Source organism: Pseudomonas sp. Xaverov 259, assembly GCF_019352915.1.
Taxonomy (GTDB): Bacteria; Pseudomonadota; Gammaproteobacteria; order Pseudomonadales; family Pseudomonadaceae; genus Aquipseudomonas.
This window is the reverse complement of the sequence record NZ_JAAAFV010000033.1, coordinates 20,245-46,723: the sequence shown is the minus strand read 5'-3', so window position 1 is coordinate 46,723 and position 26,479 is coordinate 20,245. Positions and strand designations below refer to the sequence as shown.

20 protein-coding genes are annotated in these 26,479 nt (G+C 60.0%); 6 read left to right on the top strand and 14 right to left on the bottom strand.

What is annotated here, in order from left to right:
- Positions 1-77 precede the first annotated feature (77 nt).
- The 7 genes from K0H48_RS14340 to K0H48_RS14310 form a co-directional block, all read right to left on the bottom strand.
- Entirely contained in the window at positions 78-311 is a 234-nt protein-coding gene (locus tag K0H48_RS14340; RefSeq protein WP_005786160.1) for a hypothetical protein, read from the bottom strand.
- A gap of 259 nt (positions 312-570) precedes the next feature.
- Positions 571-1,092: a DUF6586 family protein gene (locus K0H48_RS14335; RefSeq protein WP_219267994.1), complete on the bottom strand. Its 522-nt coding sequence runs from the start codon at positions 1,090-1,092 to the stop codon at positions 571-573.
- 127 nt (positions 1,093-1,219) lie between these two features.
- Complete coding sequence (topA, locus tag K0H48_RS14330) at positions 1,220-3,841, bottom strand: type I DNA topoisomerase (protein WP_099485639.1); 2,622 nt, start codon at positions 3,839-3,841, stop codon at positions 1,220-1,222.
- A gap of 114 nt (positions 3,842-3,955) precedes the next feature.
- The gene (locus K0H48_RS14325; RefSeq protein WP_056857286.1) at positions 3,956-4,192 is read right to left on the bottom strand and encodes a DUF1653 domain-containing protein; all 237 of its coding nucleotides are present in this window, start codon (positions 4,190-4,192) and stop codon (positions 3,956-3,958) included.
- Between the two features lie 97 nt (positions 4,193-4,289).
- On the bottom strand, positions 4,290-5,465 hold the full coding sequence (fadA, locus tag K0H48_RS14320) for an acetyl-CoA C-acyltransferase FadA (protein WP_017137418.1): 1,176 nt from the start codon (positions 5,463-5,465) through the stop codon (positions 4,290-4,292).
- 29 nt (positions 5,466-5,494) lie between these two features.
- Positions 5,495-7,642, bottom strand: a complete 2,148-nt coding sequence (gene fadB / locus K0H48_RS14315; protein WP_219267993.1) for a fatty acid oxidation complex subunit alpha FadB — start codon at positions 7,640-7,642, stop codon at positions 5,495-5,497.
- Between the two features lie 496 nt (positions 7,643-8,138).
- A complete protein-coding gene (locus K0H48_RS14310; RefSeq protein ID WP_219267992.1) occupies positions 8,139-8,576 on the bottom strand; it encodes a hypothetical protein in 438 nt (145 codons plus the stop codon).
- Between the two features lie 105 nt (positions 8,577-8,681).
- On the opposite strand from K0H48_RS14310, the gene K0H48_RS14305 reads away from it, so the two are divergent.
- Positions 8,682-9,134, top strand: a complete 453-nt coding sequence (locus K0H48_RS14305) for a universal stress protein (protein ID WP_058419614.1) — start codon at positions 8,682-8,684, stop codon at positions 9,132-9,134.
- A 212-nt stretch (positions 9,135-9,346) separates the two neighbouring features.
- Here K0H48_RS14305 and K0H48_RS14300 read toward each other — a convergent pair whose 3' ends face one another.
- The gene (locus tag K0H48_RS14300) at positions 9,347-11,269 is read right to left on the bottom strand and encodes an ATP-binding cassette domain-containing protein (RefSeq protein WP_138816233.1); all 1,923 of its coding nucleotides are present in this window, start codon (positions 11,267-11,269) and stop codon (positions 9,347-9,349) included.
- Positions 11,270-11,482: 213 nt separating this feature from the next.
- On the opposite strand from K0H48_RS14300, the gene K0H48_RS14295 reads away from it, so the two are divergent.
- A complete protein-coding gene (locus tag K0H48_RS14295; RefSeq protein WP_138816234.1) occupies positions 11,483-13,411 on the top strand; it encodes a transglycosylase SLT domain-containing protein in 1,929 nt (642 codons plus the stop codon).
- 296 nt (positions 13,412-13,707) lie between these two features.
- Here K0H48_RS14295 and K0H48_RS14290 read toward each other — a convergent pair whose 3' ends face one another.
- Positions 13,708-15,495 carry an ABC transporter ATP-binding protein/permease gene (locus tag K0H48_RS14290; protein ID WP_219267991.1) on the bottom strand — a complete coding sequence of 596 codons (1,788 nt, stop codon included), beginning with the start codon at positions 15,493-15,495 and terminating at the stop codon, positions 13,708-13,710.
- Between the two features lie 235 nt (positions 15,496-15,730).
- Here K0H48_RS14290 and K0H48_RS14285 point away from each other — a divergent pair, with 235 nt between their 5' ends.
- Entirely contained in the window at positions 15,731-15,904 is a 174-nt protein-coding gene (locus tag K0H48_RS14285) for a PA1571 family protein (protein ID WP_219267990.1), read from the top strand.
- 54 nt (positions 15,905-15,958) lie between these two features.
- Here the strand turns inward: K0H48_RS14285 and pdxB are convergent, their stop codons facing one another.
- Positions 15,959-17,101 carry a 4-phosphoerythronate dehydrogenase PdxB gene (pdxB, locus tag K0H48_RS14280; RefSeq protein ID WP_219267989.1) on the bottom strand — a complete coding sequence of 381 codons (1,143 nt, stop codon included), beginning with the start codon at positions 17,099-17,101 and terminating at the stop codon, positions 15,959-15,961.
- Positions 17,102-17,278: 177 nt separating this feature from the next.
- Between pdxB and K0H48_RS14275 the strand changes: the two genes are divergently transcribed.
- Positions 17,279-18,664 (top strand): MATE family efflux transporter, encoded by a 1,386-nt coding sequence (locus K0H48_RS14275; protein WP_219267988.1) that lies wholly within the window; start codon positions 17,279-17,281, stop codon positions 18,662-18,664.
- On the opposite strand, the gene tusA is transcribed toward K0H48_RS14275, so the two are convergent.
- The gene (gene tusA, locus K0H48_RS14270) at positions 18,661-18,906 is read right to left on the bottom strand and encodes a sulfurtransferase TusA (RefSeq protein WP_219267987.1); all 246 of its coding nucleotides are present in this window, start codon (positions 18,904-18,906) and stop codon (positions 18,661-18,663) included. The two genes, K0H48_RS14275 and tusA, sit on opposite strands and share 4 nt — an antisense overlap.
- A gap of 125 nt (positions 18,907-19,031) precedes the next feature.
- Positions 19,032-20,108: a 23S rRNA (cytidine(2498)-2'-O)-methyltransferase RlmM gene (gene rlmM / locus K0H48_RS14265; protein ID WP_219267986.1), complete on the bottom strand. Its 1,077-nt coding sequence runs from the start codon at positions 20,106-20,108 to the stop codon at positions 19,032-19,034.
- A 196-nt stretch (positions 20,109-20,304) separates the two neighbouring features.
- Here rlmM and acnA point away from each other — a divergent pair, with 196 nt between their 5' ends.
- On the top strand, positions 20,305-23,046 hold the full coding sequence (gene acnA, locus K0H48_RS14260; RefSeq protein ID WP_219267985.1) for an aconitate hydratase AcnA: 2,742 nt from the start codon (positions 20,305-20,307) through the stop codon (positions 23,044-23,046).
- A gap of 126 nt (positions 23,047-23,172) precedes the next feature.
- Here the strand turns inward: acnA and K0H48_RS14255 are convergent, their stop codons facing one another.
- Both K0H48_RS14255 and cysK read right to left on the bottom strand, forming a co-directional pair.
- Complete coding sequence (locus tag K0H48_RS14255; protein WP_219267984.1) at positions 23,173-24,111, bottom strand: aspartyl/asparaginyl beta-hydroxylase domain-containing protein; 939 nt, start codon at positions 24,109-24,111, stop codon at positions 23,173-23,175.
- A 183-nt stretch (positions 24,112-24,294) separates the two neighbouring features.
- Positions 24,295-25,269 carry a cysteine synthase A gene (gene cysK / locus K0H48_RS14250; RefSeq protein ID WP_138816243.1) on the bottom strand — a complete coding sequence of 325 codons (975 nt, stop codon included), beginning with the start codon at positions 25,267-25,269 and terminating at the stop codon, positions 24,295-24,297.
- Positions 25,270-25,393: 124 nt separating this feature from the next.
- On the opposite strand from cysK, the gene K0H48_RS14245 reads away from it, so the two are divergent.
- A complete protein-coding gene (locus K0H48_RS14245; RefSeq protein ID WP_219267983.1) occupies positions 25,394-26,467 on the top strand; it encodes a DUF748 domain-containing protein in 1,074 nt (357 codons plus the stop codon).
- Positions 26,468-26,479: the final 12 nt, after the last annotated feature.

Below are 26,479 nucleotides of genomic sequence, written 5' to 3'. Positions count from 1 at the left end.
AACCCCGCTCGCCACGAAAAGCCTGCTCACCACAAAAAAAAACCTGCTCACCACGCAAGCACGCTCATCGCGAAGACTCAGTGAAGCACCCGCGGCCCATCGTCCTTCTCCGGCTCGCCTTCGGCCAGGCGACCAGCCATCTGCACACCCACGCTCAACATGGCTTTTGCCACTTCCACGTGCTGGCCTTGCAAGAACACTTTGGCGTCCTCGGAAAAATCCAAAATAACCAGAGAACCCTCGTCCTCAGCCCGGCGCAGCTCGATTCGGCCGTCAGGCAGTTCAACAATTTCCAGAAAGGACGTTGGCATATAAGTCTGTTCTCCACGAAAGGCCGGGATTATATCAGTCATCTACCCAGCCTCGCAGAGGATCTGAACAGGTTTCTTGACGGCTTGATGAATGGTGCTTATTGAGGCCTGCGCCGCACTTTCTGTCTAACTGGGTTCAAATGTGGGAGCGGGCTTGCTCGCGAATGCGGAGTTTCAGTAAAGAATTCATTACAGACCCACCGCATTCGCGAGCAAGCCCGCTCCCACAGTTTTGATCGTGTGTATCAGCAGTAGCGCCTCAACACTCGTTCAAGCCTTCACGAAACCTGAGCGCCATCTTCTTCAGTTCCTGACGCCAGCTTTCCAGCTCTTCGCGGCTCAAGGGCTTGGGCTCATCCGCTTCCAGCACAACGGCCACGATCAGCGGCTGTGTCACATCGCCCTTGGGCACATGGGGAACACGCGGCGGCTGGAACATATCCGCATGCGCTTTGAGCAATCGCGCAACCCAGCTGTCGGGGCTCTGCGCCATTTCCACCAGTTCGGCCAATTCAGGAATCGCCATGCTGTCCAGCACTTCGCGATTCATGATCATTTCTGCGCGTGGTGCGCCCGCCTGAGGCAAGCGGTAGAACCCGGCAATTTCATGGCACAGGCCCAGCAAAGCGCCGTAGAGGTGGAACAACGCCGCCTCACGCCCGGCCTGGACCAGCGCGATGGCATTCATCTCCTTCCCTTCCTCGGCACGGCCAAGGGCTTCCAGGGACAAACCCGCGAAGTAAATTTTCTGATTGGTACGGGTATAGAGTTCGTTGGCCATAACGGCAATCTCCACAACGAAATAAGCGTGATGCTGGCTGAACAGTGTCACGGATCAGCCAAGTTTCCTGCAAGCGTAAAAAAAGGCCGCCTTTTCAGGCGGCCTTTGCAGTTGGCAGTTCAGCCAATCAAGCGCCTTGGCGCTTGTCCTCGACCTTCCACTTGCCGCCGTCGTAGAACGCTTTCCAGCCGGTAGGCTTGCCGTCCACTTCGGTCTGCACGTACTGCTCCTTGGTTTTGCGGCTGTAGCGGATCACGGACGGGCGACCGTCGGGATCCTTCTTCGGCGCTTCACACAGGAAGTGGTACTTCGGATCGATCTCGTCCTTGTGCGGCACGATCTCCATCACCAAGGGTGCACGGGTCTCGCGGTTTTTCGGGAACTGGCTGGCCGCCAGGAACAGGCCCGAAGCGCCGTCACGCAGGATGTAGGTGTCGTTGACCTTCTCGCACTTGAGTTCCGGCATCTTCACCGGGTCCATCTTCGGCGGCGCCGCGTCACCGCTCTTCAGCAGTTTGCGGGTGTTCTTGCAGGTCGGGTTGGTGCAACCGAAGAATTTGCCGAAACGGCCGGTCTTGAGTTGCATCTCGCTGCCGCACTTGTCGCACTCCAGGCTCGGGCCTTCGTAGCCTTTGATGCGGTAGGTGCCCTCTTCGATCTCGTAGCCGTTGCAGTCCGGGTTGTTACCGCAGATGTGCAGCTTGTGCTTTTCGTCGAGCAGATAGGCATCCATCGCCGTGCTGCAGATCGGGCAACGGTGCTTGCCACGCAGTACCAGCGACTCGGATTCACCCTCGTCGTCGGCGGCAATCTCATCACCCGGCACCAGGTTAACGGTGGCCTTGCAACGCTCTTTCGGCGGCAGGCTGTAGCCCGAGCAACCGAGGAATACACCGGTGGACGCAGTACGGATCTGCATCGGGCGGCCACACGTCAGGCACGGGATGTCAGTCATCACCGGCTGGTTGGCGCGCATGCCGCTGTCAGGGCTTTCGGCTACTTCGAGTTTCTTTTTGAAGTCGCCGTAGAACTCATCCAGTACGTTTTTCCAGTCGCGCTCGCCCTGGGCCACGTCATCGAGGTTCTCTTCCATGCCGGCGGTAAAGCCGTAGTCCATGAGGTTGGAGAAGCTCTCGGACAGGCGCTCAGTCACGATGTCGCCCATCTTTTCCGAGTAGAAGCGACGGTTGTGCAGCGCTACGTAGCCACGGTCCTGGATGGTCGAGATGATTGCCGCATAGGTCGAAGGACGACCGATACCGCGTTTTTCCATCTCTTTTACCAGGCTGGCTTCGGAGTAACGCGCCGGCGGCTTGGTGAAGTGCTGGGACGGGTCGAGCTTGATCAGCTTCAACGTGTCGCCCTGGGCCATGTCCGGCAGTACGTCGTCATCGCCTGGCTTGGCGATTTGCGGCATCACGCGGGTATAGCCGTCGAACTTGAGGATACGGCCCTTGGCACGCAGCTCGAAGTCGCCTGCGCCCACGCTGACGGTGGTGGACAGGTATTGCGCCGGCAGCATCTGGCAAGCCAGGAACTGGCGCCAGATCAGCTCGTAGAGGCGCTCAGCGTCACGCTCCATGCCGCTCAGCTTACTTGGCTCGGTGTTGGCGTCGGAAGGACGAATCGCTTCGTGAGCCTCTTGTGCGCCTTCCTTGCTGCTGTAGACGTTCGGCTTCTCCGGCAGGTACTTCTTGCCGAACTCGCTTTCAATATAAGTACGCGCCATCGCCACCGCGTCTTGCGACAGGTTGGTGGAGTCGGTACGCATATACGTGATGTAGCCGGCTTCGTACAGACGCTGGGCCATCATCATGGTCTTCTTCACGCCAAAGCCCAGGCGGTTACTCGCGGCCTGTTGCAGGGTGGAGGTGATGAACGGCGCCGACGGCTTGCTGCTGGTCGGTTTGTCTTCGCGCTTGACGATGCTGTAGCTGGAAGCCTTGAGCTTCTCCAGCGCGGCCATGGCCTGGGCTTCGTTCAGCGGCTTGAAGGCCTCGCCTTTCTCACGGGCCACTTCAAAGCGCACGTTGGCGCCCTTGGCAGTGCCCAGGTCGGCGTGGACTTCCCAGTATTCTTCGGGGTTGAACGCACGGATTTCGCGCTCACGCTCCACCACCAGCTTGACCGCTACCGATTGCACACGGCCGGCGGACAGGCCACGGGCGATCTTCGCCCACAGCAGTGGCGAAACCATGTAACCCACCACGCGGTCGAGGAAACGACGCGCCTGCTGGGCGTTGACACGGTCGATGTCCAGCTCACCCGGCTTGGAGAAGGCTTCCTGGATGGCTTTCTTGGTGATTTCGTTGAACACCACACGCTTGTAGCGGCTGTCATCACCGCCGATGGCTTCGCGCAGGTGCCAGGCAATGGCTTCCCCTTCGCGGTCCAAGTCCGTCGCGAGATAGATGGTGTCGGCATCTTTGGCGAGCCGGCGCAGCTCTTCGATGACCTTTTCCTTGCCAGGAAGGATTTCGTACTTGGCCTTCCAGCCATGATCCGGGTCCACACCCATGCGTGAGACCAGCTGCTTGCGCGCTTTCTCTTTAGGGCTGAGCACCGGACCTTCGCCCGCAGCGGCCTTGCCGCGCTTGGCGGCAGGCTCCTTGCTGGCGCTAGCCGAACCGCTGGTGGGCAGGTCTCGGATATGGCCGATACTCGACTTCACCACGTACTCGTTGCCCAAGTACTTGTTGATGGTCTTGGCCTTAGCCGGGGATTCCACAATGACCAGCGATTTGCCCATGGATCGGAAAATTCCTGAATTCGAGAAGTGAAAGGCAGTTGGCGCCTGTCGCGGCAACGCTATATATAGTGGCAACAAGGTGAGGTCAAGCGCAGCATTCTGCGCGGCCTGCCGTTATTGCCCTGAAAAAAGACTGGGTTCGACCTGCACCAAAGCAAAGCGCGGGACCTGCTCGCCGTCAACTTCGACGGTCTGAAGGAACATGCTCAATGGGCGCACCCAAAAGCCGTAATCGCCATACAGTGCTTGGTAAAACACCACTTCTTCTTCGGTCTCGGAGTGCCGTGCCACATTAAAAACACGGTACTGCGGGCCCTTATAATGTTGGTAGAGCCCTGGTTCGACTTTCATGCTCTGGCCCTCGTGCAAAATTTGTTGAAAAAAAAGATTAAAAATTTCAAAAAACAAAAACCGGGGCACTGGGCCCCGGCTTCCGTCAGCGAAACGTTTAGATACGTTCGAAGACGGTGGAAATGCCTTGGCCGAGACCAATGCACATGGTTGCAACCCCAAGGTTGCCGCCATTTTGCTTCATCACGTTAAGCAAAGTGCCGGAGATACGTGCACCGGAGCAACCGAATGGGTGGCCCAGGGCAATCGCGCCGCCGTGCAGGTTAACCTTCTCGTTCATCTTGTCGAGTACTTTCAAATCTTTCAGCACTGGCAGGGCCTGTGCGGCGAAAGCTTCGTTGAGCTCGAAGAAGTCGATATCGGAGATGGTCAGGCCCGCGCGCTTCAAGGCTTTTTGTGTGGCCGGTACTGGACCATAGCCCATGATTGCCGGGTCCACACCTGCCACTGCCATCGAACGGATCACCGCCATCGGCTGAATGCCCAGGTCCTGGGCACGCTGCGCCGACATCACGATCATGCACGAAGCACCGTCGGTGATTTGCGACGAAGTACCGGCTGTCACGGTGCCGCCCTTTGGATTGAAGGCTGGTTTCAAGGCCGCCAGGCTTTCCAGGGTGGTGTCCGGACGAATGGTTTCGTCGTAGTCGAACAGTTTGAGGAAACCGTTTTCGTCGTAGCCGTTCATCGGGATGATCTCATCCTTGAACTTGCCTTCCACGGTCGCCTTGTGAGCGAGTTGGTGGGAGCGCACGCCGAATGCGTCCTGGGCTTCGCGGGTAATGCCGTGCATTTTGCCGAGCATTTCTGCGGTAAGGCCCATCATGCCCGAGGCTTTTGCCGCGTACAGCGACATGTGCGGGTTCGGGTCGACGCCGTGCATCATGCTGACGTGGCCCATGTGCTCAACACCACCGACCACGAACACATCACCGTTGCCGGTCATGATCGCTTGCGCAGCCGTGTGCAGGGCGCTCATCGACGAGCCACACAGGCGGCTGACAGTCTGGCCAGCAGCCGTGTGCGGGATCTGGGTCATCAACGACGCCATGCGCGCGATGTTCCAGCCCTGCTCCAGGGTCTGGTTGACACAACCCCAGATCACGTCTTCGACTTCGTTAGGGTCGACCTTGACGTTACGCTCCAGCAACTTGCTGATCAGGTGCGCCGACATATCTTCAGCGCGGGTGTTGCGGTGCATGCCGCCCTTGGAGCGGCCCATTGGTGTGCGACCGAAGTCGACAATCACCACGTCTCTTGGATTCAAGCTCATAAATATTCTCGCTCTAGTCGTCTGGGCGCTTAACCGAAGAAGCGTTCGCCGTTTTTGGCCATTTCACGCAGCTTTTCGGTCGGGTGGTACAGCGGGCCCAAATCAGCGTATTTGTCAGCCAGGGCAACGAACTCAGCCACACCGATCGAGTCGATGTAACGCAGCGCACCGCCACGGAATGGAGGGAAACCAATACCGTACACCAAGCCCATATCGGCTTCGGCGGCGGTTTCAACGATGCCGTCTTCCAGGCAACGCACGGTTTCCAGGCACAGGGCGATCATCATCCAGTTGATAATGTCCTCGTCGGACACTTCACGCTGCTCGTAGATGACCGGAGCCAGCACTTCGTGAACCGATGGGTCGGCAACTTTCTTCTGCTTGCCCTTCTTATCAGCCTCGTAGGCGTAGAAACCCTTGCCGTTCTTCTGGCCCAGGCGCTTGGCCTCGTAGAGCGCGTCGATCGCCGAGCGGCGGTCGTCTTTCATGCGGTCCGGGAAGCCTTCAGCCATTACGTCACGACCGTGGTGGCCAGTGTCGATGCCGACCACATCCATCAGGTACGCCGGGCCCATTGGCCAGCCGAATTTTTCCATGACTTTGTCGATGCGCACAAAGTCGACACCGGCGCTGACCAGCTTGGCGAAACCGCCGAAGTACGGGAACAGCACGCGGTTAACCAGGAAGCCCGGGCAGTCATTGACCACGATCGGGTTCTTGCCCATTTTCTTGGCGTAGGCAACGGTGGTGGCAACGGCCAGCTCGCTGGACTTCTCGCCACGGATCACTTCCACCAGCGGCATCATGTGCACCGGGTTGAAGAAGTGCATGCCGACGAAGTTTTCCGGACGCTTGAGGGCTTTAGCCAGCAGCGAGATGGAAATGGTCGAGGTGTTCGAGGCCAGGATGGTGTCGTCTTTAACCTGGGCTTCCACTTCAGCCAGTACGGCTTGCTTGACCTTCGGGTTTTCGACTACGGCTTCAACCACCAGGTCGACGTGGCCGAAATCGCCGTAGGACAGCGTAGGGCGAATGCCGTTAAGCACTTCAGCCATCTTCGCAGCGGTCATGCGACCTTTATCAACGCGGCCCACCAGCAGCTTGGCGGCTTCTGCCAGGCCTTGCTCGATGCCGTGCTCGTTGATGTCTTTCATCAGGATCGGCGTGCCTTTGGACGCCGACTGATAGGCGATACCGCCGCCCATGATACCGGCGCCGAGTACGGCAGCCTGTTTCACGTCTTTGGCGATTTCGTCGTAGGCCTTGGCCTTTTTCTTCAGTTCCTGATCGTTCAGGAACAGGCCGATCAAGCTCTGCGCGGCAGAGGTCTTGGCCAGTTTGACGAAGCCGGCAGCTTCGATTTCCAGGGCTTTGTCGCGACCGAAGTTCGCGGCTTTCTGGATGGTCTTGATCGCTTCAACCGGCGCCGGGTAGTTCGGGCCGGCCTGGCCTGCCACGAAACCTTTGGCGGTTTCGAACGACATCATTTGTTCGATGGCGTTGAGCTTGAGTTTTTCCAGCTTCGGCTGACGCTTGGCCTTGTAGTCAAATTCGCCGCTGATGGCGCCTTTGATCAGGTTCAGTGCGGCTTCGGCCAGTTTGTCCGGGGCAACCACAGCGTCGACGGCGCCGACTTTCAGGGCGTCTTCGGCACGATTTTCTTTACCGGCGGCGATCCACTCGATCGCGTTGTCTGCACCGATCAGGCGCGGCAGACGCACAGTGCCACCAAATCCTGGGTAGATGCCCAGTTTGACTTCAGGCAGGCCGATTTTGGCGGTGGCCGACATAACGCGGAAGTCCGCGGCCAGGCACATTTCCAGGCCGCCGCCCAACGCGATGCCATTGATGGCAGCCACGGTTGGCACGTTGAGGTCTTCGAAATCGCTGAAAATCTTGTTGGCTTCGAGGTTGCCGGCCACAAGCTCTGCATCGGGCAGCTTGAAGTTGTCGACGAATTCGGTGATGTCAGCGCCGACGATAAACACGTCCTTGCCGCTGGAGACGATCACGCCCTTGACCGAAGCATCTGCTTTGATGGTGTCTACGGCCTGACGCAGTTCGTTCAGGGTTAGACGGTTGAACTTGTTGACGGACTCACCCTTGAGGTCGAATTTCAGTTCGACGATGCCACTTTCAAGAGCCTTAACCGTGATGGCTTTACCTTCGTAAATCATCAACTGATCTCCACGATATGGAAGCTGAACAGTACACATTGGACGCTGGCCTATTGGTTGGACATTGAGAGTTGCCTCAATGCTCATGCCAATCCGCCAGGCACACCCGCCAACGCGCTAGTCGGGGTTCTGTATGAGCCGTCTGACAGACAAACGCTCAATTCATACGCCCGTTTGATTTGGGTACGTCACCTTCATCCAATTCAGGGCAATTGTCAATCGCTCGAAAGGCCAGGAAAAGCGCGACTTTCCAGTCAGTTCAGAACCCCACGCCCGCGCTTGCGCCCTGTCAATATTCAAATATTCACAGAATCAATAATAAAAAAGATGTGGGAAAAGGCTGTACAGAATCGGATATGCCGCTAGGCTAGCCACAACCGCAAAGCGCCTGGATGAACACCCGGCGCGAGTAACACAGAATTACCGGCCTGCCTGGCCAACTCCAGCCCGATGATGATGTCGGGCTTTTTAATGCCTGGCTTTTAACGCTATGGCGTCACGCCAAGGCCCTGAGCAGCGTATCGATGTCCTTCAGCACGCTCGCTTCGCCCTTCTCGCCCCAATACAAGGCGATCATTTGCTTGTCGGCCTCGACCTTGTAGACGTTGGCCGGCAGCGTCGCAAAATGCGGCAACAACTTTTCATCCTCACACACTTCACGCCACTGATTGACCCACACGCCCGGCGACATTTGCCAATAACTCCACAGCGCCGGCGTGCTGCCCCGCCGTGGCCTGCAGTACTGCGCGCACGGGCTCGGAGGCTCTTGCGCAAGCCAGTGCGGCCACTCCTGTGGCGCCAATTGCATGGCCAAACCGATGCGGCGCGCCTCCATGCGCAGGGCCATGCGCCCGCTCTGATGACGCGACGGGCGCAGCCAGGCCAGGGGGCTAAGAACCACCAGAAGGATTGACACCACTATCCAGACCGTCATATGTGTACTCCCGAATTTCTAGATGCGCGGATTTGAGCTGACGCAACCCCATCCGCTTGAAACCAGCCATACTGAACTTATTGCAGTCCCCTGGAGGAACGCGCCATGCCCAACGAACATTCCTACAAACATATCCTGGTCGCTGTCGATCTGACCGAAGAGTGCGACCCGGTTATCAAGCGCGCGCAGGCTTCAGCAATCGCCAACGGCGCCAAGCTGTCACTCGTGCATATCGTCGAGCCTATGGCCATGGCCTTTGGTGGCGACGTGCCCATGGACCTTTCCCAGTTGCAGCAACAGCAATTTGATCAGGCCAAAGAGCGCCTGGATCGCCTGATCCTGAAGTACCCGGAAGTGACCAAGGAAAACTCCCATCTCACTTACGGCCAGCCGCGCCAGGAAATCCATCACCTGGCCAAAGAGCAGAACTGCGACCTGATCGTGGTCGGCAGCCATGGTCGACACGGCCTGGCGTTGTTGCTGGGCTCTACCGCCAACGACGTGCTGCACGGTGCGCCGTGTGATGTGCTGGCGGTCAAGCTGGTAAAAAGCTCGTAAGAACACTGCAAAACCAGTGTGAGAGAGGGCTTGTGTGGGAGCTGGCTTGCCTGCGATAGCATCACCTCGGTCTACCTGAATCACCGAGGTGTCTGCATCGCAGGCAAGCCAGCTCCCACACAAGCCCGCTCCCACATTTGAATCGCATTTCATATGAAAAAGCCCGGCGATCATACAGATGAGCGCCGGGCTTTTTATTGCCAACGAATCAATCAGGCATCCAGCTCAGCCCAACGCTCCATCAGCACTTCCAGCTCCTGGTTCAACGTTTCCAGGGAAGCAATCACCTTGGCGGTTTCCGCCGCCGGGCGCAGGTAGAAACCCGCGTCAGCCATGTCTGCTTCTACCGCAGCGATCTGCTGTTCCTTGGCGTCGATATCACCCGGCAAGGCTTCCAGCTCGCGCTGCAGCTTGTAGCTGAGTTTCTTCTTGGCCGCCGGTGCAGCGTCCGCAACCGGTGCAGCAGCAGCGGCTACAGGCGCCACGACGGCCGAGGTCAGGTCGGCCTTGCCGGACTTGCTCTCGGTCACGCCCAACAGGCGCGGCGAGCCGCCCTGGCGGATCCAGTCCTGGTAACCACCGACGTATTCACGCACCTTGCCTTCACCTTCGAAGACCAGGGTGCTGGTCACCACGTTGTCGAGGAATGCCCGGTCGTGGCTGACCATCAGCACGGTACCGTTAAAGGTCAGCAAAACCTCTTCCAGCAATTCCAGGGTTTCCACGTCGAGGTCGTTGGTCGGCTCGTCGAGTACCAGCAGGTTGGACGGCTTGCTGAACAGCTTGGCCAGCAGCAGGCGCGCGCGCTCACCACCGGACAAAGCTTTGACCGGCGTACGCGCACGCTGCGGGCTGAACAGGAAGTCGCCCAGGTAGCTCAACACGTGGCGGCTCTGGCCGTCGATGTCGATAAAGTCGCGGCCTTCGGCAACGTTGTCGATCACGGTCTTTTCCAGGTCCAACTGATGGCGCAACTGGTCGAAGTAAGCCACGTCGATGCGCGTGCCTTCTTCCACGGTGCCGCTGGTCGGTTGCAGGCCATTGAGCATCAACTTGAGCAAGGTGGTCTTGCCGGTGCCGTTGGCGCCCAGCAGGCCGATACGGTCGCCGCGCTGCAGGACCATCGAGAAGTCCTTGATCAGGAACGGGCCATCCGGGTGGTGGAAGCTGACGTTCTCCAGCACCATCACCTGCTTGCCCGACTTATCGGCGGTGTCCAGCTGGATATTCGCCTTGCCGGTGCGCTCGCGGCGCTCACTGCGCTCAACACGCAGGGCCTTGAGGGCACGTACACGGCCTTCGTTACGGGTGCGACGGGCCTTGATGCCCTGGCGGATCCAGACTTCTTCCTGGGCCAGCTTCTTGTCGAACAGCGCGTTGGCGGTTTCTTCAGCGGCCAGCGAGGCTTCTTTGTGTACCAGGAAGCTGGCGTAGTCGCCGTTCCAGTCGATCAGGCCGCCACGGTCCAGTTCGAGGATGCGCGTGGCCAGGTTTTGCAGGAAAGAACGGTCGTGCGTGATGAACAGCACGGCGCCCTGGAAATCCTTGAGGGCTTCTTCGAGCCAGGCGATGGCGCCGATGTCCAGGTGGTTGGTTGGTTCGTCGAGCAGCAGCAGGTCCGGCTCGGACACCAGCGCCTGGGCCAGCAGCACGCGACGACGCCAGCCGCCGGACAACTCGGCGAGGGTCTTGTCGGCCGGCAGTTGCAGGCGGCTCAGGGTGCTGTCGACCAGTTGCTGCAAACGCCAGCCGTCACGGGCTTCGAGGTCTTGCTGAACATGCATGAGCTTGTCCAGGTCGGCTTCGGTGACGCAGTTCTGCGCCAGGTGATGGTACTGCGCGAGCAACTCGCCAACGCCGTCCAGGCCTTCGGCAACCACGTCGAACACTGTCCGTCCGTCGGCCACCGGCAATTCCTGGGGCAATTCGCCGATCTTGAGGCCTGGCGCGCGCCACACAGAGCCGTCATCGGGCTTCTGGTCGCCTTTTACCAGCTTCATCATGCTGGACTTGCCGGTGCCGTTGCGGCCGATGATGCACACCCGCTCACCACGGGCGATCTGCCAGGACACCTTGTCCAACAACGGCATAGCGCCGAAAGCAAGGGACACATCGCTGAATTTGAGCAGGGTCATACGCTTCTCCAAAAACTGGGCGCGCATTCTACCTGACTTGAGGCTGGGATGCGGCCGGCATTTTTGCCCCAGACACGTTCTGTAGGACATTTACAGTCAACTGCTGCCAGCCGGCCGGCAAAGCTTTCGCCAGCCGCTGGCAAAAGGCTAAGCTAGGGGCAATCAGTGTCGGCGGTGCCGGTGCTAGTCGTGATTTCTCTGCACGGACGTCTCATGCGCAGTCGCCTTTTCAACTTTTTATCTTGTCTGCTTCTTTCCGCCACCGCCGTTCAATCCGCCCAGGCCGTGGACCTCACCACCCAACGTCAATATTACGATGAAGCCAAACGCGCCCTCGCCAAAGGCGACAGCGGCCCGTACATGCAATACAGCCAGGCCCTGGCCGACTACCCGCTCACGCCGTACCTGGCGTACGACGAGCTGACCGCGCGCCTCAAAACCGCGAGCAACGAGGAAATCGAGCAGTTCCTCGCCAAAAACGGCGACCTGCCCCAGGCCAACTGGATGAAACTGCGCTGGTTGCGCTGGCTGGCCGACCGTGGCGACTGGCAAACCTTTGAAAAGTACTACGACGCCAAGCTCAATTTCGTCGAACTGGACTGCCTGCATGGCCAGTACCAGTTGACCCACAACCTCAAAGCCGAAGGCTACAAGACCAGCGAAAAACTCTGGATGACCGGCAAATCCCAACCGGCTGCCTGCGATGCCACCTTTGGCCAGTGGGCCGCCGATGGCCAACTCACCGAACAGAAAATCTGGGACCGCGCCAAGCTCGCCGCCGAAGCCCGCAACTACGCGCTGGCCAACAGCCTGGTGAAAACCCTGCCAACCCTCGGCGCCCAAGGCCGCCTGATGGTCGACGTGGCGCAAAAGCCCGACATGCTCAGCGACCCGTCGCGCTTCCTGCCGGCCAACGAGGCCATGTCCGATGCCGTTGGCCTGGGTCTGCGCCGCCTGGCACGCCAGGACCCGGACAAGGCCATGGCCCTGCTCGACGGCTATGCCAGCAGCATGCACTTCTCCCGTGACGAAAAAGTGTCGATCGCCCGCGAAATCGGCCTGACCCTGGCCCGTCGCTACGACCCACGCGCCCTGGACGTGATGACCAAGTACGACCCCGAGCTGCGTGACAACACCGTCTCCGAATGGCGCCTGCGCCTGCTGTTGCGCCTGGCGCGCTGGGAAGATGCCTACCAGTTGACCCGCAAACTCCCACAAGACCTGGCCACCACCAACCGCTGGCGTTACTGGCAAGCGCGCAGCCTGGAGCTGGCCGAGCCAAAAAACCCGCAGCCACTGGTGCTGTACAAGAACCTTGCGCAGGAACGTGATTTCTACGGATTCCTCGCCGCTGATCGCTCCAAAGCGCCGTACCAGTTGAAGAACAAACCGCTGGTGATGAGCCAGGCGTTGATCAACAAAGTGCGCAACACCCCCGGTGTGCGCCGCGCGATGGAGTTCTACGCACGCGGCCAGATTGTCGATGGCCGCCGCGAGTGGTACCACGTCAGCCGTCACTTCAACCGCGATGAAATGGTCGCTCAGGCCAAGCTGGCCTATGACATGAAGTGGTACTTCCCGGCGATCCGCACCATCAGCCAGGCACAATACTGGGACGACCTGGATATCCGTTTCCCGATGGCCCACCGCGACACACTGGTGCGCGAAGCCAAGGTGCGTGGCCTGCATTCGAGCTGGGTGTTCGCCATCACCCGCCAGGAAAGCGCCTTTATGGACGACGCCCGCTCCGGCGTTGGCGCCAGTGGCCTGATGCAACTGATGCCCGGCACCGCCAAAGAGACCGCACGCAAATTCAGCATCCCACTGGCCTCCCCGGCCCAGGTGCTGGATCCGGACAAAAATATCCAGCTCGGCGCCGCCTACCTGAGCCAGGTACACAGCCAGTTCAACGGTAACCGCGTGCTCGCCTCCGCCGCCTACAACGCCGGCCCCGGCCGAGTGCGCCAGTGGCTACGCGGTGCCGATCACCTGAGTTTCGATGTGTGGGTGGAAAGCATCCCGTTCGACGAAACCCGTCAGTACGTGCAGAACGTGCTGTCTTATTCGGTGATCTACGGGCAGAAGCTCAACTCACCGCAACCGCTGGTGGATTGGCATGAGCGGTATTTTGATGATCAGTAAGACTGACTGAAGTGCGATCAGCTGGCCTGATGTGGCCAACAGGTCTCATGTGGCCACAAGGTTTTTGTGGAGCAGGCTTGTCGTGGAGAGCAGGCTTGCCCTGCGCTGGAGTGCGAAGCGCTCCCCATTCAGCCCCGCCACGGTGTAACAGATAGACCGAGTTGGCAGGTTTTGGGGCTGCTACGCAGCCCAACGCGGGGCAAGCCCGCTCGCCACAACAAGCCTGATCACTACAACAAGCCTGCTCAACTTACTAACCTGCTCACCCTACTAATCTGCTCGCCACATAGATCGAGCTAGCCTTCTTTTTTCGTAACCTCATCGCCATCACTGAACTGCAACGCCGCCAACCGTGCATACAACGGATTACTCGCAATCAACTGTTGATGCGTACCCACTGCCACCAGCTTGCCTTGGTCCATCACCGCAATGCGGTCGGCGTTCTTCACCGTGGCCAGTCGATGCGCAATCACCAGCGTGGTGCGGCCTTGCATCAGTTGCGGCAAAGCTTGCTGGATCAGGTGTTCACTCTGCGCATCAAGGGCGCTGGTGGCTTCGTCCAGCAGCAAGATCGGCGCGTCCACCAGCAACGCGCGGGCGATGGCCAGCCGCTGGCGTTGGCCACCGGAGAGGCCCATGCCTGCGTCGCCCAAGTGGGTCTGGTAGCCGTCGGGCATTTGCAGGATGAAGTCGTGGGCGTGGGCGATGCGTGCCGCGGCTTCGACCTGTTCTCGGGTGGCTGACGGGTTGCCGTAACGGATATTTTCTTCAACGCTGCCGAAAAACAGCGCCGGGCTTTGGGACACCAGCGCAAAGTGACGGCGCAGGTCCATCGGCTCAAGTTCGGTCAGCGGGTGGCCTTCGAGCAGGATGCGGCCTTGCTGCGGGTCGTAGAAGCGCAGCAGCAAATCAAAGAGCGTCGATTTGCCGGCGCCGGACGGGCCGACCAACGCCAGGGTTTCGCCAGGGTTGATGGTCAGGCTCAAGCCGTCGATGGCGTAGCTGTCCGGCCGCGACGGGTAGGAAAACCGCAGATCTTGCAGCTCCATCCGACCACTGACGCGTTCCGGCAACTGCACAGTGCCTTCGGCGGGCGCCTGGATGTCATTGCTCGACTGCAACAACTCGCCAATCCGCTCAGCCGCCCCGGCAGCGCGTTGCAGCTCACCCAGCACTTCGCTGAGGGTGCCGACGGCGCTGCCGACGATCAGGCTGTAAAACACGAACGCGGCCAGCTCGCCGCCGGAGATGCGCCCATTGATCACATCCATGCCGCCCACCCACAGCATCACGCCCACGGCGCCGAGCACCAGCATGATCACCAGGGTAATCAGCCAGGCGCGCTGTGCGATGCGTTTACGCGCCGTGGCGAATGCCTCTTCGACGGTGACGGCAAAGCGCTGTTCGTCCTGCACCTGGTGGTTGTAGGCCTGTACGGTCTTGATCTGGCCGAGCGTCTCCGACACGTAACTGCCCACGTCGGCAATACGGTCCTGGCTCAGCCGCGACAGGCTGCGCACGCGGCGACCAAAGATCAGGATTGGCGCCAGCACTAACGGCAGCGCCACCACCACGATGCTGGTGAGCTTGGGGTTGGTGACAAAGAGCAGCACGATGCCGCCGATCACCATCAAGGCATTACGCAGGAACAGCGACAGCGACGAGCCGATCACCGATTGCAGCAAGGTGGTGTCGGTGGTCAGCCGTGACTGAATTTCCGAGCTGCGGTTGTTCTCGTAAAAACCGGGATGCAGGTAAATCAGATGGTTGAACACTTGGCGACGGATGTCTGCCACCACCCTCTCACCAATCCACGACACCAGGTAAAACCGTGAAAACGTGCCCACGGCCAGTCCCAGTACCAAAATCATGAACAAGCCGATCGACTGGTTGAGCAGATGCGGCGACTGGGTCATGAAGCCCTGGTCCACCAGCAGGCGAATGCCCTGCCCCATGGACAAGGTGATGCCGGCCGTGACAATCAGCGCCAACAAGGCGCCCAGCGCCTGCCAACGATAGGGCGCAACAAAGCGGCTGGCCAGACGAATCGCACGGCGTTGACGGACTGAGAACATGGAGGGCATACCGATAAGGAACCTGTACACCAACATTGGGGGAACTTAGGTAAATAACAATGCGTCAGGTTAATTATGCCCGCCGATGTTGATCCCTAGAGGCTATCGGTCTAACGCCCGGGTGGAAATTTGTATCGGTTTCTGCTGGACTGGACGTTCGAACCGGTGATCGTGTAAGGAGTTGTAATAGCGCGGTCACGCGGGGGAATTAATCTAGGTACACAACCTGATGAGGAGACAGGCTATGACCTTGCAAAATAGCAGCAATGCCAAAATTGAAGTAATTCGCCAGCCGCAGCAGTTGCCTTGCTCGTATATAGATGCCAAGGGCCGCGAAGTGCAGATTACCGAAGAGATGATCCAGCAAGCCTGCAGCGAGCTGGAACAGCGACTGGTCAAACCTGCCCAGCAAGGCTGAAGCGCCAACGCTCTTTCAGACCCGGCCGCTATGGCCGGGTTTTTTATGCGGTGACTAAACCGTCACTGCGCCCAATGCACTGACGATATTCGACAACACTGCCGATTCGCCATTGATCCGCACCTTCAAGCCATCTATCTCACGGCGCTGCGGGTAATGCTTGCGCAGCAGGTCGAACGCCTTGCGCTGTTCTTGTACGGTGCCTACGAGACTTCGGCGAAAATCCGCATCATCGCGGCGCGGGTCATACACACTGCGGCACAAGGTCGCCAGCGCCCAGGCCGGGTCTGTCGATGCATTCAAATGCACCTCGGCCAGCCAAGGCTGCGGCAACAAATCACTCAATTGGATACTGGGTTCCTGGCCCACATGGGCGCAGAACGTCTGATAGATCTGCGCGGTACCACGCTGTTTGCCGTCGAGGCTGTAGCCGGCGATATGTGGGGTGGCCAGCACGCACAGGTCGGCCAGGTCGACGTCCACTTCGGGCTCGCCTTCCCACACGTCCAGCACTGCTTGCAGGTCTTCGCGCTCCAGCAGCACTTCGCGCAGGGCCGCATTATCGACGACAGGGCCGCGACTGGCGTTGATCAGCCAGGTGCCGGGCTTGAGGCGGCCAAGGCGTTCACGATCAAACAGGTGCCAAGTGGAGCCATTACCGGATTTGGTCAGCGGCGTGTGCAAGCTGATCACGTCGCACTGCTCGATGATCTGCGCCAGGCTCACGTAATCGCCGTCTTCAGCGATCTGGCGCGGCGGGTCGCACACCAGCACGTTCCAGCCCAGACCTTTAAGCACCTTGACCAGGCGCCCGCCCACTTCACCGGCACCGACGACGCCGTAAGTACGTTGATTGAGGTCGGCGCCTTCGATTTCGGCCAGTGTCTGCAAACTGCCCAGCACATAGTCCACCACGCCTCGGGCATTGCAGCCAGGGGCACTGGACCAGGTGATACCGGCTTGCTTGAAGTAATCCAGGTCCAGGTGATCGGTGCCAATGGTGCAGGTGCCCACAAAGCGCACTTTAGTGCCCTCCAACAAGGCACGGTTGACGTTGGTGACCGAGCGCACCAGCAGCACATCGGCCTGCTCGACCGTGGCGCGGTCGATGGAACGCCCGGGTACGCGGCGAATCTCGCCAAACCCTTCGAAGAAGGCATCGAGCAGCGGAATATTTTCGTCGGCAACAATCAACATGGCAGGCTCCTTTCGCGGATTGGCAGTGTACAGGGATGCGTAGCCCGCTCCCACAGGGGTTATGCAGTGCCGGTCAAGTCGCATTACAAATCTGCAACACAGGATTTTTCCTGACCATAACGTCAACGCGTAGACTTCGCGGTCCTTAAGGCTTCTATTTTGATTGGACACCCGCACGTGAACACTGCTGCCGCCTCCACCCTTTCCCGCCCCGCCCGCGTCAGCCGGGAAGTGCGCGGCCTGTTGACCCTGGCGCTGCCGATCATGATCGGCCAGCTCGCCACCACCGCCATGGGTTTTGTCGATGCGGTGATGGCCGGGCGCGTGAGCCCGCGAGACCTGGCGGCGGTGGCCTTGGGCAACTCGATCTGGATTCCGGTGTACCTGCTGATGACCGGCACGCTGCTGGCCACCACGCCTAAAGTCGCTCAGCGCTTCGGCGCCGGTCACCACACCGAGATTGGCCCGCTGGTGCGCCAATCCCTGTGGCTGGCCGTGATGGTGGGCATCACTGCCCTGCTGATGCTGATCAGCGCCGAGCCGATCCTGCACGCGATGAATGTCGACCCCGAACTGATCAAGCCCTGCATGGCCTACCTGCACGGCATCGCGTCCGGCATGCCCGCCATCGCCCTGTATTACGTGTTGCGTTGCTTCAGTGATGGCCTGGGCCGTACGCGCCCCAGCATGGTTATGGGCCTGTGCGGGCTGGCGTTGAACATTCCACTGAACTACGTGTTCATTTATGGCCACTTCGGTGTGCCGGCCATGGGCGGCGTGGGCTGTGGCTGGGCTACAGCCATTGTGATGTGGGTGATGATGCTCGGCCTCGCCGCCTGGACCCGCTGGGCACCGGCATACCAGAGCAGTGAGTTGTTCAAGCGTTTCGACTGGCCGCAATGGGCCGTGATCAAGCGCGTGCTGGGCATCGGCCTGCCGATCGGGATCGCCGTGTTTGCCGAATCGAGCATCTTTGCGGTGATCGCCCTGCTGATCGGCAGCCTGGGCGCCAACGTGGTGGCCGGGCACCAGATCGCGCTGAACTTCAGCTCACTGGTGTTTATGATCCCCTATTCGCTGAGCATGGCGGTCACGGTGCGGGTCGGCCAGGCATTGGGCCGGGGCGAGCCGCGTGAAGCACGCTTCGCCGCCGGGGTCGGCATGGGCACGGCACTGACCTACGCGTGCCTGTCCTGCAGCCTGATGCTGCTGTTTCGCGAACAGATTGCCACGATTTACACGCCTGACCCGTTGGTGATCCACGTGGCATCAATGCTGATCGTGTTTGCGGCGCTGTTCCAGTTCTCCGACGCGATCCAGGTCACCGCTGCCGGCGCGCTGCGTGGCTACCAAGACACACGGGTGACCATGGTGCTGACTTTGTTTGCTTACTGGGGCGTAGGGTTGCCGGTGGGTTATGCCCTGGGGCTGACCGATTGGCTGGGCGCAGCGAGTGGGCCGAGTGGGCTGTGGCAAGGGCTGATCGTGGGCCTGAGCTGCGCCGCGGCGATGCTGGTGATCCGCCTGGCACGCAGCGCGCGCCGGCGGATTCGCCTGGCTTAATCGGACTTCTTGCGAATCCAGTACAGGTACGTACCGGCGTGCTCCTGCTGTTCCACCAACTCGTGGTCGAGGAACACGCAGAATTTGGGAATATCACGGCGGGTCGACGGGTCGGTGGCGATCACCTTGAGCAAGCCGCCAGGCTTCAGGTCGCGGATGTGCTGGTGCAACATCATCACTGGCTCCGGGCAGTTGAGGCCGGTGGCGTCGAGGGTGCCGTCGACAGGCAATTCAATACTCATAATCACTCCTGAAACTGGCCCGTTCCAGTGTGGGAGCGGGCTTGCCCGCGATGACCGGGGCACATTCAACATAGATTTCAACCGTTATACCGCTATCGCAGGCAAGCCAGCTCCCACATTGGGTCTCAGCGGCCTTTAGGTTTCTTCGTATCCACCAAGCGACGCAAATGGCAGGTCACTTCCTCACGGTCGTGGTACAGCTGCTTACAGCCGATTTCCACCCGAATGCCACGAGCCTTGAAGCCCTCTTCGATGCGCTCCAGCAAACGCTTTACCTCAGCATAACGCTGCTTCATCGGCAGTTTCAGGTTCACCACCGCTTCGCGGCAATGCCCTTCGCCAATCCAGGTTTCCAGCAGCGCGGCGTTGCGCGCCGGTTTCTCGACGATATCGCACACCATCCAGTCCACTGGCTGTTTGGGCACGAAGGTAAAGCCGTCGGCCATCAAGTGCTGCACCAGGCCGGTGTCCATCAGGCTTTCGGCCATGGGGCCGTTGTCGATGGCGGTCACCAGCATGCCACGGTTGACCAGTTGCCAGGTCCAGCCGCCCGGCGCGGCGCCGAGGTCGACGCCGGTCATGTCGCCGTGCAGGCGTTCGTCCCACTGGTCGCGGGGGATGAAGTGGTGCCAGGCTTCTTCAAGCTTCAGGGTCGAACGGCTGGGCGCGTCACGCGGGAACTTGAGGCGCGGGATGCCCATGGGCCACATGGCTGAGTTGTTCGACTCGGCCAGGCCCATGAACACTTCGCGGCCGCTTTTGAAGGTCAGCAGTAGGCGCGGCTTGCTCGGGTCGTCTACCAGCTTGCCGGCGTTGAGCAGGGATTTGCGCAGGTGCACTTCAAATTTTTTGCAGAAGTTCGACAGCTCTTTGCCGTCGTTGGTGTCGACCATCTCCAGCCACAGGCTGCCGCACACCGGGAATTCGCGCAGGTGGGCGAGGATCACGCTGATACGGTCGGTTTCCGGCAGGTCGATAAATACCCCGCGCGCCCACTGCCTTGGGAAGATCAGCTCGGCAAACCGCTGGCCGTGCATCAAGCGCTGGGCGCCGTCTTCTTCGGTGCAGACAAATTCGGCGCAGGCGCTGCCGGTCTTGGCCTTGGCGTAGCCGGAAACGTTCAGGCGCGCGGCGTGTTCCGCGATCTCGGAACAGACTTCGCCTTCAAAACCCGGGCGGCAGTGCATAAAAAGGGTGTTCATCAACTCTCCTGGTGACTCAACCGGCCTTGCGCTATCGCAATACCTGTCATGAAAACGCGCGCATGATAGCCGAGTTCGGAACCTTGGACTTAACGATAGAGTCCAGTTATTAGCCTGCTAATGAAAACAGGGCTAAGTTGAAAGCTCTGTTCGTCCCGTCAGGTCCGTAGCCGTGCGGACCATAAGGAGTCATGTAATGTCATCGCTAGATAGCCTGAGAACCCTTAAAACCCTGCAGATCGACGCCAAGACCTATCACTACTTCAGCTTGCCCGAAGCCGCCAAGAGCCTGGGTGACCTGGACAAGCTGCCGATGTCCCTCAAGGTGCTGCTGGAAAACCTGCTGCGCTGGGAAGACAACAAGACCGTCACCGGCACTGACCTCAAGGCCATCGCCGCCTGGCTCAAAGAGCGCCAGTCCGACCGCGAGATCCAGTACCGCCCGGCCCGCGTGCTGATGCAAGACTTTACCGGCGTGCCCGCCGTGGTCGACCTGGCCGCCATGCGCGCCGCCGTGGCCAAGGCCGGTGGCGACCCGCAGCGTATCAACCCGCTCTCCCCTGTGGACCTGGTGATTGACCACTCGGTGATGGTCGACAAGTTCGGCAACGCCGACGCATTCGAGCAAAACGTCGACATCGAGATGCAGCGCAACGGCGAACGCTACGCCTTCCTGCGCTGGGGCCAAAGTGCGTTCGACAACTTCAGCGTGGTGCCGCCGGGCACCGGCATCTGCCACCAGGTCAACCTTGAGTACCTGGGCCGCACGGTGTGGACCAAAGACGAAGACGGCCGCACCTACGCCTTCCCCGACACGCTGGTGGGCACCGACTCCCACACCACCATGATCAACGGCCTGGGCGTACTGGGCTGGGGCGTGGGCGGCATCGAAGCGGAAGCGGCGATGCTCGGCCAGCCGGTGTCGATGCTGATCCCGGAAGTGATCGGCTTCAAGCTGACCGGTAAATTGAAAGAAGGTATTACTGCCACCGACCTGGTGCTGACCGTCACCCAGATGCTGCGTAAAAAAGGTGTGGTGGGCAAATTCGTCGAGTTCTACGGCGACGGCTTGGCCGACCTGCCTCTGGCCGACCGCGCCACCATCGCCAACATGGCCCCGGAATACGGCGCCACCTGCGGCTTTTTCCCGGTGGACGACGTGACACTCGACTACCTGCGCCTGTCCGGCCGCCCTGCCGAGACCGTCAAGTTGGTCGAGGCCTACACCAAGGCCCAGGGCCTGTGGCGTAACGCCGGCCAGGAACCGGTGTTCACCGACACCCTGGCGCTGGACATGGGCAGCGTCGAAGCCAGCCTCGCCGGGCCAAAACGCCCGCAGGACCGCGTGTCACTGCCCAATGTCGGCCAGGCGTTCACTGACTTCCTCGACCTGCAGTTCAAACCCGCCAGCAAAGAAGAAGGCCGCCTGGAAAGTGAAGGTGGCGGCGGGGTTGCCGTGGGCAATGCGGATTTGGTCGGCGAGACCGATTACGAGTACGACGGCCACACCTACCGCCTCAAAAACGGCGCGGTGGTGATCGCCGCGATTACCTCCTGCACCAACACCTCCAACCCCAGCGTGATGATGGCCGCAGGCCTGGTGGCAAAAAAGGCCGTGGAAAAAGGCCTGACCCGCAAGCCGTGGGTAAAAACTTCCCTGGCGCCCGGCTCCAAAGTGGTGACCGATTACTACAAGGCGGCCGGCCTCACCCACTACCTCGACACGCTCGGCTTTGATCTGGTCGGCTACGGCTGCACCACCTGCATCGGCAACTCCGGTCCGTTGCCTGAGCCGATCGAAAAAGCCATCCAGAAGGCCGACCTGGCGGTGGCCTCGGTACTGTCGGGCAACCGCAACTTCGAAGGCCGTGTACACCCGCTGGTGAAAACCAACTGGCTGGCCTCGCCGCCGCTGGTGGTCGCCTATGCCTTGGCCGGCACCGTGCGCATCGACATCAGCAGCGAGCCGTTGGGCGAAGGCAAGGACGGCAAACCGGTGTACTTGAAAGACATCTGGCCGAGCAGCCAAGAGATTGCCGACGCGGTGGCACAGGTCAGCACCGGTATGTTCCACAAGGAATACGCCGAAGTGTTTGCCGGTGACGAGCAATGGCAGGCGATTGAAGTGCCACAGGCGGCGACCTACGTGTGGCAGAAGGATTCGACCTACATCCAGCATCCGCCGTTCTTCGACGACATTTCCGGGCCATTGCCGGTGATCAAAGACGTCAAAGGCGCCAACGTGCTGGCCCTGCTGGGCGATTCGGTGACCACCGACCACATCTCCCCCGCCGGCAACATCAAGACCGACAGCCCTGCCGGCCGCTACCTGCGTGAGCAAGGCGTGGAGCCACGTGACTTCAACTCCTATGGCTCACGCCGTGGCAACCATGAAGTGATGATGCGCGGCACCTTCGCCAACATCCGTATCCGCAACGAAATGCTCGGCGGCGAAGAAGGCGGCAACACGCTGTACATCCCCACCGGCGAGAAAATGCCGATTTATGACGCGGCCATGAAGTACCAGGCCTCGGGCACGCCGCTGGTGGTGATCGCAGGGCAAGAATACGGCACCGGTTCAAGCCGCGACTGGGCGGCCAAAGGTACTAACCTGCTGGGGGTCAAGGCGGTGATCGCCGAGAGTTTCGAGCGGATTCACCGTTCCAACCTGGTGGGCATGGGCGTATTGCCGTTGCAGTTCAAGCTGGATCAGAACCGCAAGGCGCTCAAGCTGACCGGCAAGGAGAAGATCGACATCCTGGGGCTGACCGATGCCGAGATCGAACCACGGATGAACCTGACGCTGGTGATTACCCGGGAGGATGGCAGCAGCGAGAAGGTGGAGGTGCTGTGCCGGATTGATACGCTTAATGAGGTGGAGTACTTCAAGGCCGGCGGCATTTTGCACTACGTGCTGCGCCAGTTGATCGCGTCGTAAGCAACACTGGAGCTCAAATGTGGGAGCTGGCTTGCCTGCGATAGCGGCAGGCCAGCCAACCTATGTTCAACTGACAGACCGCTATCGCAGGCAAGCCAGCTCCCACAGTTTATATTGTGTTTCAGATTAGCCGAACAGCCACTTCCACAGCAGCACCAGCACAACCACCGCCAGTACCGGCCGCGCAATGCGGTAGGCCTTTGGATGCTTGCGCTTCCACTGCTTGACCACACCACTGAACTTGTCGCTGAAGGTCTTGCTCCAGGCATACGCCTGGTTGATCCCGCCCACACGCTCGTCATCGAGGTTCTGCGGCGCAGTTGCGCGACCCAGCTGCTTGCTGACCCAGCGGTTGACGCCGGTCATGAGGCGGTTGCTCAGCGGGCGTTCGATATCGCAGAACAGGATCACGCGAGTCTTTTCCGTCTCGTTCTTGACCCAATGCACGTAGGTTTCATCGAACATCACGTCTTCACCGTCGCGCCACGCGTAGACCTGGCCGTCGACGAAGATGCGGCAGTCGTCGGAGTTCGGCGTGGACAGGCCCAAGTGATAACGCAAGGAGCCGGCAAACGGGTCACGGTGCGGGTTAAGGTGGCTACCGCCCGGCAACAGCGCGAACATCGCGCCCTTGACGTTGGGGATGCTGCTCACCAGCGCCACGGTTTTCGGGCACAGCGCCTCGGCCGATGGCAGGGGTTTGTCGTACCACTTGAGGTAGAAACGCTTCCAACCCTTCTTGAAGAACGAGCCGAAACCGGCGTCGTTGTTCTTTTCGGCGGCCCGGATGTAACCCTCGTCGAACAGGTGCATAGCCTCTTCGCGGATCACTTCCCAGTTATCCTTGAGCACATCCAGTTCCGGGAACTTGCTGCGGTCCAGGTAGGGCTTGGACGGCACAGCCGAGAACAGGTACATCAAGGCGTTATACGGGGCGAACAGCGCCGAATGGTTGACGAACTGGCGCAACACCGGCAAACGCGCCTTGCCGCGCAAGTGCACGTACAGAATGCTGCCGATAAACAACGCCAGCACCGACAGTTTGGCGCCCAAAGAAAAGGTCATGCAGCAACTCCTGAAAATAAGCGCTTGGCCAGCAACCTCCCGTCACCGGGAAACCAGACGTAGCAGCCGGCCATGATAAACACTTGGGCCATTATGCAGAAGGCCCAGGAAAACCGGCTGACATAAATCAACCCCGGTGATGAGCGGGGCCGTTGTGGCGAGCAGGCTTGCCACAAAAACTCATCACGCCTGAGTTTCTTGCTCGGTAAACAGATCGCTGAACAGCATGCTCGACAGGTAACGCTCGCCGGAGTCCGGCAGGATCACCACGATAGTCTTGCCCTGCATTTCCGGCTTCTCGGCCAGACGCACGGCCACGGCCATGGCGGCGCCGCACGAGATACCGCACAGAATCCCTTCTTCCTGCATCAGGCGCAGGGCCATGGCTTTGGATTCGTCGTCGGTCACCAGTTCCACGCGGTCAACCATCGACAGGTCGAGGTTCTTCGGCACAAACCCGGCGCCGATGCCCTGGATTTTATGCGGGCTCGGCTTGATCTCTTCACCGGCCAGCGCCTGGGTGATCACCGGCGATACCATCGGCTCAACCGCCACCGACAGAATCGGCTTGCCGGCAATGTTCTTGATATAGCGCGAAACGCCGGTAATGGTGCCGCCAGTGCCCACGCCCGCCACCAGCACGTCCACGGCGCCATCGGTGTCGTTCCAGATTTCCGGGCCGGTGGTTTTCTCGTGGATAGCCGGGTTGGCCGGGTTTTCGAATTGGGCCGGCATAAAGTAGGTGGCCGGGTCGCTGGCGACGATTTCACCGGCCTTGTCGATAGCGCCCTTCATGCCCTTGGCCGGCTCGGTCAGCACCAGTTCGGCGCCGAGCGCCTTGAGCACTTTGCGCCGCTCGATGCTCATGGACGCCGGCATGGTCAGCAGCAGCTTGTAACCACGCGCGGCGGCGACAAACGCCAGGCCGATGCCGGTGTTGCCGGAGGTCGGTTCGACAATGGTCATGCCCGGCTTGAGTTTGCCGGTGCTTTCGGCGTCCCAGATCATGTTGGCGCCAATGCGACACTTCACCGAATAGCCCGGGTTACGCCCCTCGATCTTGGCCAGGATGGTCACGCCACGCGGCGCGATGCGGTTGATCTGCACCAGGGGCGTGTTACCGATGGAGTGCGCGTTGTCTGCAAAGATACGGCTCATGACGGGTCCTTAAGGCAATTTCAAGAAGGCCCCAAGGGTATGCCTCAGGCCTTTAGGCGTCCAGTCAGAGGAACGTTGCGCCCGCGCGTGCGGTCCATCGCCTATACCGTTGGAGAGCATTGACATGAAACGTCGCTACAGTGGGCTGCTATGGATCGTCGCCGTACTGGTGGTAGTACTGATCGCCCTGGACCTGGCCCTGCCTTATCTGGTGCGTAATTACCTGAACGACAAGCTGGCCGACATGGGCGACTACCGTGGCCAGGTCACCGATGTGGACGTGGCGCTGTGGCGTGGCGCCTACAAGATCAACGGCCTGCAGATCGTCAAGGTCGACGGCAAGGTGCCCGTGCCGTTCGTCAAGGCGCCGTTGATCGACCTGTCGGTGAGCTGGCATTCGCTGTGGTACGACCACGCCGTGGTGGCCGAGGTGCAGTTCTTCCAGCCGGAGCTGAACTTCGTCGACGGTGGCAACCAGCAGGCGTCCCAGACCGGTAAAGGCACCGACTGGCGCGAGCAGTTGGGCAAGCTGTTGCCGATCACCCTCAACGAAGTGCGCATCCAGGACGGCAAGATTGCTTTCCACAATTTCAATTCCAAGCCGGCGGTGAACATGTACGCCACCGGGGTCAACGCCAGCTTCTACAACCTTACCAACGTGGTCGACGTCAAAGGCAAGCGTGACGCCACCTTCGAAGGCAAGGCGCAATTGCTGGGTCAGGCGCCATTGGAAGCCACAGCAGCGTTTGACCCGCTGAGCAATTTTGAAGATTTCGAATTCCGCTTTCGCGCCAAGGACATCCAGCTCAAGCGCCTGAACGACTTCGCCTCGGCCTATGGCAAGTTCGACTTCAAGGCCGGCACCGGTGACGTGGTAATTGAGGCCCAGGCCGATAAAGGCCAGTTGAGCGGCTACATCAAGCCACTGCTACGTGATGTAGAGGTCTTTGACTGGAAGCAGGATGTTGAAAACAAAGATAAAAATATCTTCCGCTCGATCTGGGAAGCCGTGGTCGGCGCCAGCGAAACCGTGCTGAAGAACCAGAACAAAAACCAGTTTGCCACCCGCGTGGAACTCAGTGGCAGCGTACATCAGCAAGATATCAGCGCGTTCTCCGCATTTTTGGCGATTTTGCGTAATGGTTTCATCCAGGCGTTCAATGCCCGCTACGAACAACCCAAGCCTTCCGCCAATTAACTGTGAGAGTTG